Genomic DNA, 13,912 nt, shown 5'->3' with positions numbered 1-13,912 from the left:
CGAAAGGACCGAGGTCAGTTCGGAGCTTTGAGATAGGCAATGACGTCTGCGCGGTCCTGCGCCTTGGGCAGGCCGGCAAATGACATCTTGGTACCCGGCACGACGCGCGCGGGCTTTTCCAGATACTGGAACAGCTTTTCCGCAGACCAGGTGATGCCGCTGTTCTTGTTAGCCGCTGAATATGTGTAGCCAGCTTCGGAGCCGGCCTTGCGCCCGACGATACCGGCAAGCGACGGACCGATCATGTTCTTGCCCGCTTCGAGCGAGTGACATGCCTGGCACTGGGCAAAAACGGTCTTGCCATGCGCGGCATCGCCGGTCAGCGAAGCGAGCGTTGTGCCATCGAGCGTGTCTGTCGAATCTGCTGTCGGCGCAGCCGCGCTGGTTGCTGCTGCAGGGGCTGCCGCCGTGGTTGTTTCAGCAGTCGTTGCCGCTGAGTCGGCTGCGGTCTTGTCAGAGCTGCCGCCACCGCCGCAAGATGCGAGGAGCAGGGTCGCAGTTGACAGCGCAAGGTATTGAAAAACTTGCCTCATATGCATCCACCCTTATTCCGTGTAGCAGCATGATTGGACCACACGGCGAGAAAGTAAAACACTCAACGCAACGCTCCGCAACACGGTATTTCGGGCCGGATCAAAGTCCGTTCTCAAGTGTTGTCGCGACAACTTTTTTGCCCGTCCGAACGCTCAAAACCAACTGTGCTGCAGCCTTTGGAACGCGACGGCGGCCACGTCATGGCGGGGGCCAGCAAGCGACTGGACCGCATTGTAGAAGTGCCGTCGCGAACCGCTCATCAGCGCACGTGGTTAATGAAGTTTCTGCGGCAATGGCTACCTGAACGCAAGCTTCTGCCTAGTAACAACAACTATATCGCGGAAAACGTAAAAAGAGCAGATCGCAAGCCATCAGTCATGTCGTCGGCCGGAACGGGCGGAGGGAACATGACTATCCCGATTGGCACTATTGCAAACCTGAGCACCGCCCCGGACATCCGCGAGGCGATCCTCGACGAGCTGAAGATCCATTCCTCGATCGAGATCGATTGCTCGAGCGTGGTCGAAGCCGACCTCACCTTCCTTCAGATCCTCGCGGCGGCGCGCAAGTTTGCCCAGCGGGAAAGCAAGAGCATCTCGATCGTCCCCGCTGCCGATCCTGCCATTGCCAGCCTGATCGAGCGCGCGGGCCTTGCCGGGCCGATCTCTGCGATCTGTGAAAATCTCTGTGCGACCGGAGCCACCGAGCAATGACCACCATACTCACCGTCGATGATTCCATGAGCGTCCGGATGGCAATCCGGATTGCGCTGTCGGGAGCCGGACATCAGGTCGCGGAGGCAGCCGATGGCAAGGAAGGGCTCGAACAGGCCAGGTCATCGAAGTTCGACATGATCATCACCGATCTAAACATGCCGAACATGAATGGTCTGGAGATGATCCGGGAAATCCGCAAGCTGCCGCTTCAGGCCGGTACGCCGATCATATTCCTCACGACGGAATCGGATGAGGGCATGAAGCAGCAAGCCAAGGCCGCAGGCGCGACCGGCTGGCTGGTGAAGCCGTTCGTGGCCGAAAATCTGCTGAAGGTAACGCGAAAGGTGCTGGGGCAATGACCGGGCAGGACCCGATCGAAGCCTTCCGGATCGAAGCCGGGGAGCTACTCGAAGCGACCGAGCAGGCCTTGCTCGATCTCAGCCACGACCTGACCAGCCGGGAGCTCATCGACACCGTCTTTCGCGGGATGCACACGCTCAAGGGCTCGGGCGCGATGTTCGGCTTCGATGCCCTGGCCGCATTTACCCATCATTGCGAAACGGCCTTCGACAAGGTCCGCAAGGGGCAGGCCCGCGCTTCGGCAGAGCTGGTTGCGCTGACGCTGTCTGCCATGGACCACATGCGCACCCTCATCGACCAGCCGAACAGCGATGGCGTGGACAGTGGAAGCGCCGACCTGCTTGCGAGGCTCCAGGCCCTGCTGGACGGAGCAGCCGCCCCTGCAGCCGTGGATTGCAGCGAAGATGCCGGTCACGACACGACAACGGCCACCACGATCACCGCCGGGCCAGGTCAGGGATGGCACCTGAACTTCCGCCTGCCCGCCAATGCACTTGCCACCGGAACAAACCCGCTCCTTCTGCTCGACGAGTTGCGGGAACTGGGTGCCACCGATGTGGTCGCGGATTTTGACGCTGTTCCTCCACTTGACGAGCTTGATCCCACGCACTGCCTGATGGGCTGGTCGTTGAACCTGCCCGCCAGCGCGACGCGCGATGTCATCGAAGATGTCTTCCTGTTCGTGCTCGACGACATGGAACTGTCCATCACGCCGATCGCGGACGCGAACGACGAAGCCTATGCCTCGGCTGAAGACGGTCCGCCAGACACTGCTGCTGTGGCAGTCTCGCCCACTCCGTCGGAGCATGCGGCGCTGGCCATCGCGGAAGTCGCCAGCGCCGAACCTGCCAGCGCGAAAGCCGCGCGCGGCCCCAGCGAAAGTGTGCGCGTCCCGGCTGAACGCCTCGATCTCTTGATGGACCGGGTGGGCGAACTCGTGATCGTGCAGAGCCGCCTCGCCCAGCTTGCGGGCAATGGCATTTCCGGCCCTGCGGGCGAACTCGCGCTGCGCTCGATCTCGGAGGAAGTCGAACGGCTCGCCAACGAACTGCGCGACACGATGATGGTCTTGCGCATGGTGCCGATTGCCGCCTTGTTCGGACGGTTCCGCCGGCTGGTCCACGACCTGGCCCGCGAGACCGGCAAGTCGATCGAGCTTGTGACCGATGGCGAGAGCACCGAGATCGACAAGACCGTCTCCGAGAGGCTCGCCGATCCGATTGTCCACCTGATCCGTAACGCTTGCGATCATGGACTTGAGACCGAGGAAGAACGGCTTGCCGCGGGCAAGGCCGCGACCGGTCGCATCCGGCTTTCAGCCCAGCAAGCCGGTGGCGAAGTGCTCATCACCATCGAGGACGATGGCCGCGGCATCAGCCGCGAGCGGGTCCGCGCCAAGGCCGAGGCCAATGGCCTGATCCAGCCAGGCCAGGTGCTGAGCGATAGCGAGCTGCTGCAGCTGATCTTCCAGCCCGGCTTTTCCACCGCCGCCCAGATCACCAATCTGTCAGGCCGTGGCGTCGGCATGGACGTGGTCAAGCGCACGATCGAAGGCCTGCGGGGACACATCGACATGACCAGCGAACCCGGCAAGGGCTCGGTCATAACCCTGCGCATTCCGCTGACTTTGGCGATCATCGACGGGCTGCTCGTGAGGGTCGGGGATAACAACTACGTGATCCCGCTGGCGGCGGTCGAAGAGTGCCTGGAGCTGAGCCTGGAGGAAGACATCCGTTCGCGCGGGAGGAGCATGATCCAGTTGCGCGAACGCCTGGTGCCCTTCCTGCGCCTGCGCGAGCTTTTCGCGACGGGCACCCGGCCCGACCCCTTCCAGAAGATCGTGGTGATCGCAACCGGAGGCGAGCGGGTCGGACTTGTCGTCGATCAGATCATCGGCAGCCACCAGACCGTGATCAAATCCATGTCGAGCCTGCACCGTTCGATCCCCAGTTTCTCTGGCGCGACCATCCTCGGTGATGGTGGGGTCGCGCTCATTCTCGATGTCGTCCAGCTCGTTGCGCTGGGCCAGAGCCATGAGGAGCGGCTCCGTGCCGCAGGGTGACGCCATGACCACGACCAGCACAACGCCATGGGATGACAACGGCCAACTGGAAGTGCTGACATTCGACGTAGGCGATGAATGCCTGGCGATCGAGGCCGTCAGCATCCGCGAGATACTCGACCTGCTGCCCGAAACGCCCGTTCCGGGCGCACCGGATCTGGTGGCCAGTGTCGTCAACTTTCGCGGCAAGATCATCCCGATCGCCGATCTGCGGGTGGCCTTCGGCATGCCGCGCAATCCCGGCGAGGAGGCCAGTGCCGATCACCGCATCGTCGTGATCGAGACCGAGATCGACGGAGAGCCGCTCCAGATCGGGCTGCGCTCGGACAAGGTCCACGAAGTGACGATCCTCGACAAGGCGCACAGCAGCGAGCCGCCCGTGCTGGGCATGCGCTGGAAGCGCGAATTCGCGCGCGAACTGGTGCGCCAGCCGGGGTCGGTCATCGTCATTCCCGATTTGCCCACAATCTTCACGTCCCTCGCGGAGGCCGCATGATGCGCAGCATTCTTTCGAGAGTTTCCGAACAGCAGGTTCTTGATGAAGTCAGCCGGGTCGAGCAGGCGCTTGCTACGGGTAATCTTCTGCTTCGGCTTGATGAAACCACCGGAAATGCCCCGACCCGGGCCGTGATGGCGGCGTTCAATCGGCTGCTGGATGCCGTGACCAATCCGGTTCAAGAGCTGTCCACGCAGATAGCCCGGATGACCGACGAACATGCAGCCGGCGATATCGATGTCGTGATCGACGCCAATGCCCTGCCCGGCAAGCTTGGCATCATGGCGACACAGATCAACGAGCTCGTTGCAGCACACATCAACGTCAAGAAACAGGCGATGGCCTGCGTGCGCGAATTCAGCCAGGGCAATTTCGACGCGCCGATGGAACAGCTGCCCGGCAAGAAGGCGTTCATCAACGACACGATCGAGACCTTGCGCGGCAATCTTGTCGGGCTGATCTCGGAAATGAACCACATGTCGAGCGAGCATGATCGCGGCGATATCGACGTGGTCATCGACCATGCGAAGTTCCCGGGCGATTTCGGCATCGTGGCACGCGGCATCAACGACATGGTTGCCGGGCACATCGCGGTGAAGAAAAAGGCCATGGCCTGCGTCAAGGAGTTCGGCGAAGGCAACTTCAAGGCACCGCTCGAACAGTTCCCGGGCAAGAAGGCCTTCATCAACGACACGATCGAAACCCTGCGCGGCAACCTGATGGGCCTGATCGCCGAGATGAAGCACATGGCCGCCGAACACGACCGCGGCGACATCGACGTGACCATCGACGATGCCAGGTTCGAAGGCGATTTCGGACTGGTTGCGCGCGGCATCAACGAGATGGTCGCGGGCCACATCGCAGTGAAGAAGAAGGCCATGGCCTGCGTGAAGGCGTTCGGCGAGGGCAATTTCGACGCCCCGCTCGAGCAGTTCCCGGGCAAGAAAGCCTTCATCAACGACACGATCGAAACCTTGCGCACGAACCTGCGCGAGATCACCGCAGAGATCCAGCGGCTGATCGTGGCAGCGACCGAAGGGCGCCTGTCGGAGCGTGGCATTGCCTCGCGCTTTGTCGGTGACTTCGCCCGCCTCGTGAGCGGCATCAACGGCATGCTCGATGCCATCATCCTGCCCATCGAGGAAGGCAACCGCGTTCTGCGGCTGATCAGCGTCGGCAACCTGCAGGAAACCGTCGATATCGAATGCCACGGCGATCATCAGCGGATGCGTGATGCCATCAATTCGCTGGTATCAAACCTGAAAAAAACCGCCAACGTGGCCGACCGCATCGCCGATGGCGATCTCACGGTCGAGTACCGGGCGCTTTCGGACGATGACCAATTCGGCAACGCGCTGATCACGATGATCGAAAAGCTTCGGACAGTCGTCGGCACGACCTCAGCTGCGGTCGACAACGTCTCGGCCGGCAGCCGCCAGCTGGCAGCAAGCTCCGAGCAGGTCTCCCAGGGCGCGACCGAGCAAGCTGCCTCGGCCGAGGAAGCGTCTGCGTCGATGGAGCAGATGGCGGCGAACATCAAACAGAACGCCGACAACGCGGCGCAGACAGAGAAGATCGCCCGCCAATCTTCCAAGGACGCTGAAGTTTCGGGCCAGGCAGTCGAGAAGGCAGTCAACGCCATGCGCACGATCGCCGAGAAGATCAGCATCGTCCAGGAAATCGCGCGGCAGACCGACCTGCTTGCCCTGAACGCTGCGGTCGAGGCCGCGCGCGCAGGCGAACACGGCAAGGGCTTTGCAGTTGTCGCCTCGGAAGTGCGCAAGCTGGCCGAGCGCAGCCAGAGCGCGGCAGCCGAAATCGTCTCGGTTTCGTCAGAGACGGTCAAGGTGGCGACCGACGCGGGCGAAATGCTGGCGCGACTGGTTCCGGACATTCGCCGCACAGCCGAACTCGTGACGGAGATCAGCGCAGCCTGCCGCGAGCAGGACATCGGCGCGTCGCAGATCAACGAAGCCATCCAGCAGCTCGACAAGGTCACGCAGATCAATGCCAGCGCGTCGGACCAGATTTCGTCCACGTCCGAGGAACTGGCATCGCAGGCCGAGGAATTGCAGAGCGCCATTTCCTTCTTCCGGACCGGCAATAGCTATGCCGAGCCGCGTCAAAGTACGCAAAGCCGCCGCCAGGCAAGTCCGCCGCGCAAGACCGGCGTGACGCCGCGCGTGGCCACCAAGCCGGTAAAGCGCAACAGCGTAGCCGAACAGAAGGAGCGACTGGCCGGCTTTGCCCTCAACCTTACCGACGGTGGCGCCGACGCCGACGATGCAGACTTCGGACGCGCAGCATGAGCAGCGCGGGTGAACTTCAGGTCGTGGAATTCGGCCTGGGCAACGAGGTTTTTGCCATACCCGTCGCTCTAGTGCGCGAAATCCTCGATTATGCGCCACCCTCCTACCTGCCGAATGGGCCTGCGCATTTCATCGGGCTGACGGATCTTCGCGGCCAAGGCGTGCCCACGGTCGACTTCCGCCGGCGTCTCGGCCTGCCGTCTGCCGACCCCACCCTGGCCACGCGCATCCTGATCCTCGATGTGCGGTTGCCCGACCGCCTGCTGACGCTGGGCGTTGTCATCGACCGGGTATTGAGCGTCACCAGTTTCGAGAAGGCAGATATAGAACCTGCCCCGGACATCGGGATCAGCTGGAACTCCGAATACATAACCGGCGTGGTGCGTCGGGACACGGGCTTCGTGGTCATCGTGGACGCGGCCCGGATTTTCACGACCGAAGATGCCATCGGGATCGGCAGCGAAGGTCAATTGGTCAACGCATGAAACACCCGCGACAGCGAACGGAGCGCGCTGCCGCCACAGAGGTGAACAGAACAAGAAGGACGGGAACAACCATGGCCATCAATCCATTCACGGCAGTTTCTTCTGCCCAGGTTCAGCAAGAGATTGCGCGCGTAGAGGCCGCCATCTCGAACGGCGATCTGGGCGCTCGCCTGCACGCTTCAGGCTGCAATGCCCGCACCAGCGCTTTGATCGACGCGATCAATGGCCTGCTTGACCAGTCGCAGGCTCCGGTCCGCGAGCTTGGCAGTGCGATAAAGTACATGACTGCCGAGCATGAACGGGGCGATATCGACGTGGTCATCGCATCGGACAGTCTTCCGGCGGAAATCGCCGAGATGGCCGCTGACATCAACAATCTCGTCAACGCGCACATCGCGGTGAAGAAGCTTGCGATGAGCATCGTCCACGAGTTCAGCCTCGGCAACTTCGACGCCAGGCTGGATCCGCTACCGGGCAAGAAGGCCTTCATCAACGACACCATCGAGAACCTGCGCCAGAACCTGCGCGCGATAACCTCGGAGATCCAGATGCTGATCGGCGCTGCCACGGCCGGTCGCCTCGGCGAGCGTGGCGACGATCGTCGCTTCGTGGGGGATTTTGCCAGCCTGATCAGTGGCATCAACGGTATGCTCGATGCGACGATCCTGCCGATCGAAGAAGGCAATCGCGTGCTGAGCAAGCTCAGCGCCGGCAATCTTAGTGAGCGGGTCGAGATCGATTGCCAGGGCGATCACCAGAAGATGCGGGATTCGATCAATGTGCTGGTCGACAACCTGCGTGCGTTTGCCAGCAACGTGAGCCTTGCCGCCAACGAGGTGGCCGAAGGCAGTTCACAGATGGCAACCAGTTCGCAGCAGCTGTCGCAAGGTGCGACCGAACAGGCCGCGTCGGCAGAAGAGGCTTCGGCATCGATGGAGCAGATGGCCGCGAACATCAAACAGAATGCCGACAATGCGGCGCAGACCGAGAAGATTGCGCGCCAGTCCTCAAAGGATGCAGAGCTTTCGGGAACGGCAGTCGACAAGGCCGTCATCGCCATGCGCACGATCGCGGACAAGATCGGCATTGTTCAGGAGATCGCGCGGCAGACCGATCTCCTGGCCCTGAATGCCGCGGTCGAAGCCGCGCGGGCAGGAGAGCATGGCAAGGGCTTTGCCGTTGTTGCGTCGGAAGTGCGCAAGCTGGCCGAACGCAGCCAGAGTGCTGCAGCGGAAATCGTTTCGGTGTCGGCCGAGACGGTGAAGGCGGCGAGCGAAGCGGGCGAAATGCTCAGCAAGCTGGTACCGGATATCCGCCGCACGGCAGAACTCGTGTCGGAAATCAGCGCCGCGTGCCGCGAACAGGACATCGGAGCTTCGCAGATCAACGAGGCGATCCAGCAGCTCGACAAGGTGACCCAGCAGAACGCCAGCGCTTCGGAACAGATTTCCTCGACGTCGGACTCTCTTGCGGCGCGGGCCGAAGAACTGCAGCAAACGACCGCGTTCTTCCAGCTGGAAGAACAGCGCACGTTTGCACAAGCGGCTCCGCGCGCACCGCGCAACGCCAAGCCGAAGCCGAAGTCGGCGCCTCAGGTTCCCACCAAGGCTCGGCCCGTCAAGCCGAACTCGGTCGCCCATCAGAAGGAGCGGCTCAACGGCTTCGCGCTCGACCTGACCAGTGGTGGGGCAGACCATGAGGACAGCGACTTCGGCCGGGCGGCCTGATTGAAGACCGCCCTTAAAATCCTCAAGAAAATGGTGCGCACTTGAACGATCTCAGCCCCCTCTCCTTTGGTCTGGCAGCCGATAGCGATCGCATTTCCGCAAGGCAGTTCAAGGCGCTTGCCGAACTGATCCAGCTTGAAACCGGCATCAACATCAAGTCCAGCAAGCAGACCATGCTGGAGGGCCGCCTGCGGCGACGCGCCAAGGCGCTCGGTATCGATACGCTGGGCGGGTATTGCGACATGGTGATCGGCGGGCAAGTCGATCCTGACGAACTCGAGCACCTGATCAACGCGGTCACCACCAACAAGACCGATTTCTTTCGCGAGCCCGGGCACTTTGATTACCTCACGGGCACGGTCCTGCCGCTATATGCGGAAGAAGGCTGTCGCCAGATCCGCTGCTGGAGCGCGGCATGTTCGACGGGCGCCGAACCGTATACGATCGCCATGCTGCTGGACGACTTCACATCGAAGAACCGCGGCATCGACTATCGGCTGATCGCCACAGACATCGATACCGAGGTTCTGGCAACGGCGATGAAGGGGATCTACCCTCGCGAACAGGTTGAGCCCGTCCCCGCTCCACTGCGTCGACGCTACATTCTCGAATCCAAGGACCCGCAACGGCAAGAGATCCGCATTGCTCCCGAAATTCGGCGTCGCGTGGCGTTCGGCAGGCTCAACCTGATCGATGACTCCTATGCACTCGATCAGCCGGTACATCTCATCTTCTGCCGCAACGTCCTCATCTATTTCGACAAGCAAACGCAGGAGCAGGTCGTGCAACGTCTGTGCGAGCAGCTTTTGCCCGGGGGCTATCTTTTCCTCGGCCACTCGGAGTCGATCACCGGCTTCAAGCATGACCTCACTCAGGTTGCCGGCACGGTATTTCGGAGGTCATCATGAACAAGCGCCCCGCACGTACCCGCGTTCTGGTGGTCGACGACAGTGCAAGCGTGCGCCAGACCATGAAGGCGATCCTCGAGGAAGACCCCGAACTGGAAGTCATCGGCACTGCCGCCGATCCATTTGCGGCAGCCCGCATCATCCAGACCGAAGTGCCGGACGTGATAACCCTGGATGTCGAAATGCCAAGGATGGACGGCATCACTTTCCTGCGCAAGCTGATGAGCCAGTGCCCGGTGCCCGTGGTCATGTGCTCGTCCTTGACAGAGCAGGGTTCGGAAACGCTGCTCCAGGCTCTCGAGGCCGGGGCCGTCGATGTGATCCTGAAACCCCGGCTTGGCGTGGCCGACCACCTCAGTGAAGCCCGCGCAACCATTTGCGAGGTCGTGAAGGGCGCTGCCCGGGCCCGCGTTACGGCGCGCAAGCCCGTGCCGCCGCGCATGAGGCCGGAGCAGAAGCTGACAGCAGATGCCGTGCTGCCACCGCCCAGCGGCCGCGCGATGAGCCGCACCACCGAAATGGTGGTCTGCATCGGCGCGTCGACAGGCGGGACCGAAGCCCTGCGCGAGGTCCTCGAAGCTCTGCCCGCGAACTCACCGGGCATCGTCGTGGTCCAGCACATGCCTGAGCGCTTTACGCGCGCGTTCGCCAGCCGTCTCGACTCCCTGTGCGAAGTTTCAGTGAAAGAGGCCGAGCAGGGTGACACCGTCATGCGCGGGCATGTGCTCATCGCGCCCGGTGGCAAGCATACGCTGCTGGAGCGACAGGGCGCGCGCTATCTCGTCTCGGTCCGCGATGGACCGCTTGTTTCCCGGCACAAGCCATCAGTCGACGTGCTGTTCCGATCAGCCGCGCGGTGCGCCGGTTCGAATGCGGTGGGCGTGATCATGACCGGCATGGGCGATGACGGAGCGCGCGGACTGCTCGAGATGAAGGAGGCGGGTGCACGCACTTTCGCACAGGACGAGGCAAGCTCGGTCGTATTCGGAATGCCGAAGGAAGCAATCGCGCGCGGTGCGGCTGACCGCGTGCTGGGACTCGATAGCATTGCCGGGGAAATCCTCCGGGCCACGGCGCGCTGAGCGATGGCGGCTCTCAAACTTGTCGTCCCCACTCCCGCCAAGGACATCGGTCACGCAGCGCTGATCGAGGATCTGGTCTCGCTGCTCAAGCGTCTGGACGAAAGCTTCGACATGGCCAGCACGCACCTGTGCCAGTCGGTTACGCGCATCCAGACGATCACCTCGGCTCTGACCGAAGTGACCGGCATGTTCGATGGCGGCGTCGGCGTCGAAGCGGTCAATGGATTGCGGATGGCCGCCGAATCCCTGCGCAACGTGCGCAGTCTGGTTCAGGGCAGGTCTCACGAGATCGCGACCATGCACGAGGCCGCCCGGTCTTTGCGGACCAGCGCTGGCGAGGTCATGCGCTGCCTGCAGGTCCTCGACATCTACGGCATGAACGTGAAGATCACCGCATCGGGCCATCCGCAGTTCATGGAATTTGCAGATGCTATGCGCGGCAAGCTCGATCAGGGTGACCGGGAACTGCGCGGCCTCGACCATATGCTCGGAGGGCTTCTCGAAAGTCTTCGCGAGATGGGCGAGAACGACAGGCTGCTCGATCGCGAATGTGCGAAGGTCTTCCCGCAGGTACCCGATGCGCTGATGCGCGAAGCGGGCAACCTGCAGCAGCACCAAATGCGTCTTGGCAACCTGGCCAAGACCATTGCCGGCCTTGCTCTGGCGATTCAGACCGAGCTCCACGCCGCCATCCAGGCAATGCAGATCGGCGACAGCGTGCGCCAGCGACTGGAGCACGTGCTGGCGAGCCTGCGCACGCTTGAAACGCGACGCCAGGAAGGCAGCATGGCCGGCTCTGCTGGCGCACCGTTGCTTCGCGTTCTCGCTGCATTGTTCGAAGCGGCAGTCTCCGACTATGGGCGCGACAGGGCCGAACTCGCGGCTTCTCTTTCGCGACTGCAAAGCCAGTGCAGAAATCTCCAGGGTCTTGACGACGACCAGGCCAGCGAGGGCGACAGTGACATGCTGGAGCGCATCGAGGCAAGTGTTGCCGAGGCGCACCTGATGCTGCGCCAGCTGGACCGCGCGAACAGCGAGGGCATGGCGACACTCGACCTGATCCTGCAGACGGTCGATGAAGTTACGGAACGGGCAGAAGCCATCACCCGGCTTCGGCTGGATGTGCAGCACATGGCGATCAATATCGGTCTGAGCTGCCGCACTGCGCAATCCATCGGACGACCGGTGATGGTCATCGCCAACGAGATCAGGACATACTCCGAGCGCCTTGATGCAATCGCCGATGCCATCCAGCGAACGCAAACGAACCTGTCGGCGCCCTGCCACCGCCTGCAGAGCCAGTCGCACGAGAACGGTGGTGCATCGGGGGAACTCCTCGCCCGCTTCCTCACCACGATTGGCGATTGCAACGAAAGAGGCCGACAGGCGATGGCCGTGGTTGAAGCCGAGTCAGACCAGTTGGGATCAAGCCTGGCACTGGCAATCGATGCACTGGAGGAAGCAGGGATGCTGGAAGCGCCCATGCGAAACCTGTCGTCCGTCCTGCAAGGCGCCGGTTCGGATTGCCAGCCGGTCGACGGTGACAAGGCGGTTCTATTGCAGACTATGCTCGACGATCTGGCGCGAAGCTACACGATGGCAGACGAGCGCCTCATCCACAACCAGGCGCTTGTCCCTGGCCTGAATGGGATCGCCATCGCGCCGGATGTGACGTTAGCCCCTGATGACGACGAGGACGATGGCCTGTTCTGAAACCGGCCAATCATCCCCAGCTCTCAATCGGTGGTCGTATCCACCACTGCCGCCTCGGGACCGTTCTTGAGGATCGATGCAATGGCATTCCGGGCGCCGGCCTTGCTAGCGTAGCCTTCGGTCCAGAAGATGGTTTCGCTGTTGTGGCAGAAGTAGGCGACAAACTCGCCTGCCTTGTTCTTTCGGATCTCGAAACGGTGCGCCATAATGACTCTCCCTGTCGTTAGCCCAGGTCCGCAGATATCACGGAAAAGGCGCAGCACAGCAGGCAAATTACGCGCGCGGTTGATTTTTGCCTGCAAATGGCGGATGTCCGCCAGCACAAAGTAGCGGGCGTCTGACCCGCCAGGCAAACGAGCGCCAGTGCGCGTCGGGGCCGTGGAATGGGAATGGATCCTGTGTCTGCGGCGGTAAACTCATCACCTGCCAATAGCCATGCCGCCAGCGCATCTGCAGGCGTGGTTCACTGCGCCTGCGCGGCACGCGACCATGCCCCCAACATGCACGAACGCAATTGCCCCTTTGCCGGGGCAGGAACGCCAGAAGGTTGACCATGAACCCCAAAGATACCGCGATAAGCCTCGACCTTATCAATCGCCACTACCAGGAGCCGAACCGCAACCGGTTCGAAAGCAAGTATTTCTGGGAGGAGCTTTACCCCCTGATCGCCACGGCAGGGTTTTCTGCCATCGAAATTCCCTATGAGCCGGTTTGGCAGTTCGGCGGGCGCAGCGGCGTGCCGATGAACCGCTATTGCATCAACACCAAGTACAGCAGCGCGGCGCAGTACCGCGAAGTGCTGGCCGCAAGCGGAATCACGCGCGTCACAGGCGTGACCTTCGATCCCAACCTGTTCATGCGCAACGACAACATCCACTTCTACTTCGGCGCATCCGGCCATTTCGCCGGCGAGGCCCTCGCCCATGCGGCCGATCTTGGCGCGGACTATTTCGCCATAAGCCCCTCGCCCTATTACGGGCGCATCAGGCAGTATCACCCCGATATCGACGCCCAGATCGCCATGTTCACCGATCGCACGGTCGAACTGCTGAGCGGCCTTGCCGCCAAGGCCGAGGAACTGGGCGTAAAGCTGGTGCTGCGCAATGAATACTGGAGCCTGTTCGGCGGTGAACGGGTGCTCGCGCTGCTTGCGCGCTTGCCCGAAAGCGTCGGCCTTGACGCTGACACCGCCAACCTCACCGTTGCCGGGATCGACCCGGTGCAGTTCATCACCACCAACATCGCCCGCATCGGCTGTGTCCACCTGACCGACACCAGCTTCGTTGACAGCAACGACACATGGAAGACGCCGAACCCCGAACACCCGCAGCCCCAGGCCACGCAGGTCTTCCGCGATCCCGGCACCGGCTCGGTCGATTTCGCCGCGATTGCCAGCACGCTCGACAAGCTGGGCTATTCAGGCCCCGTGACCTGCAGCGCCCGCCAGACGCGTGATCCGTTCCGCGCACTACTGCGCACGCGCGCCATGCTCAACCAGCTTTGATTTCCGGAGTTATCCG

Annotated in this window: 13 protein-coding genes; 11 read left to right on the top strand and 2 right to left on the bottom strand. The window is 62.2% G+C overall.

Features of this window, described 5'->3' with window-relative positions; all coding sequences use genetic code 11:
* Nucleotides 1-14: 14 nt before the first annotated feature.
* Nucleotides 15-533 (bottom strand): cytochrome c family protein, encoded by a 519-nt coding sequence (locus AX703_RS05520; RefSeq protein WP_062343163.1) that lies wholly within the window; start codon nucleotides 531-533, stop codon nucleotides 15-17.
* 165 nt (nucleotides 534-698) lie between these two features.
* On the opposite strand from AX703_RS05520, the gene AX703_RS26465 reads away from it, so the two are divergent.
* The 10 genes from AX703_RS26465 to AX703_RS05470 all read left to right on the top strand — a co-directional run bounded on the left by AX703_RS26465 (nucleotide 699) and on the right by AX703_RS05470 (nucleotide 12,392).
* A complete protein-coding gene (locus tag AX703_RS26465) occupies nucleotides 699-1,247 on the top strand; it encodes an STAS domain-containing protein (protein ID WP_082734430.1) in 549 nt (182 codons plus the stop codon).
* Nucleotides 1,244-1,609 carry a response regulator gene (locus AX703_RS05510; RefSeq protein WP_039336573.1) on the top strand — a complete coding sequence of 122 codons (366 nt, stop codon included), beginning with the start codon at nucleotides 1,244-1,246 and terminating at the stop codon, nucleotides 1,607-1,609. The genes AX703_RS26465 and AX703_RS05510 overlap by 4 nt, the downstream gene beginning before the upstream one ends.
* Nucleotides 1,606-3,672, top strand: coding sequence for a chemotaxis protein CheA (locus tag AX703_RS05505; protein WP_062343159.1), 2,067 nt, complete (start codon nucleotides 1,606-1,608; stop codon nucleotides 3,670-3,672). The genes AX703_RS05510 and AX703_RS05505 overlap by 4 nt, the downstream gene beginning before the upstream one ends.
* Entirely contained in the window at nucleotides 3,644-4,168 is a 525-nt protein-coding gene (locus AX703_RS05500; protein WP_231735389.1) for a chemotaxis protein CheW, read from the top strand. The genes AX703_RS05505 and AX703_RS05500 overlap by 29 nt, the downstream gene beginning before the upstream one ends.
* A complete protein-coding gene (locus AX703_RS05495) occupies nucleotides 4,165-6,477 on the top strand; it encodes a methyl-accepting chemotaxis protein (protein WP_197423622.1) in 2,313 nt (770 codons plus the stop codon). Before AX703_RS05500 ends, AX703_RS05495 begins: the two co-directional genes overlap by 4 nt.
* Nucleotides 6,474-6,962, top strand: coding sequence for a chemotaxis protein CheW (locus AX703_RS05490; RefSeq protein WP_062343157.1), 489 nt, complete (start codon nucleotides 6,474-6,476; stop codon nucleotides 6,960-6,962). Before AX703_RS05495 ends, AX703_RS05490 begins: the two co-directional genes overlap by 4 nt.
* A gap of 71 nt (nucleotides 6,963-7,033) precedes the next feature.
* Entirely contained in the window at nucleotides 7,034-8,689 is a 1,656-nt protein-coding gene (locus AX703_RS05485) for a methyl-accepting chemotaxis protein (protein WP_062343155.1), read from the top strand.
* Nucleotides 8,690-8,730: 41 nt separating this feature from the next.
* The gene (locus tag AX703_RS05480) at nucleotides 8,731-9,597 is read left to right on the top strand and encodes a protein-glutamate O-methyltransferase CheR (RefSeq protein ID WP_156451922.1); all 867 of its coding nucleotides are present in this window, start codon (nucleotides 8,731-8,733) and stop codon (nucleotides 9,595-9,597) included.
* The gene (locus AX703_RS05475; protein WP_062343153.1) at nucleotides 9,594-10,679 is read left to right on the top strand and encodes a chemotaxis response regulator protein-glutamate methylesterase; all 1,086 of its coding nucleotides are present in this window, start codon (nucleotides 9,594-9,596) and stop codon (nucleotides 10,677-10,679) included. The genes AX703_RS05480 and AX703_RS05475 overlap by 4 nt, the downstream gene beginning before the upstream one ends.
* Nucleotides 10,680-10,682: 3 nt before the next feature.
* On the top strand, nucleotides 10,683-12,392 hold the full coding sequence (locus AX703_RS05470) for a hypothetical protein (RefSeq protein ID WP_062343150.1): 1,710 nt from the start codon (nucleotides 10,683-10,685) through the stop codon (nucleotides 12,390-12,392).
* A gap of 23 nt (nucleotides 12,393-12,415) precedes the next feature.
* Here the strand turns inward: AX703_RS05470 and AX703_RS05465 are convergent, their stop codons facing one another.
* Complete coding sequence (locus tag AX703_RS05465; protein WP_062343148.1) at nucleotides 12,416-12,598, bottom strand: DUF1508 domain-containing protein; 183 nt, start codon at nucleotides 12,596-12,598, stop codon at nucleotides 12,416-12,418.
* Nucleotides 12,599-12,945: 347 nt separating this feature from the next.
* On the opposite strand from AX703_RS05465, the gene AX703_RS05460 reads away from it, so the two are divergent.
* The gene (locus AX703_RS05460) at nucleotides 12,946-13,896 is read left to right on the top strand and encodes a sugar phosphate isomerase/epimerase (RefSeq protein ID WP_062343146.1); all 951 of its coding nucleotides are present in this window, start codon (nucleotides 12,946-12,948) and stop codon (nucleotides 13,894-13,896) included.
* Nucleotides 13,897-13,912: the final 16 nt, after the last annotated feature.

Source organism: Novosphingobium sp. CCH12-A3 (assembly GCF_001556015.1).
Taxonomy (GTDB): domain Bacteria; phylum Pseudomonadota; class Alphaproteobacteria; order Sphingomonadales; family Sphingomonadaceae; genus Novosphingobium; species Novosphingobium subterraneum.
The sequence above is the reverse complement of the archived record's forward strand: the minus strand, read 5'-3'. Positions and strand labels throughout refer to the sequence as shown.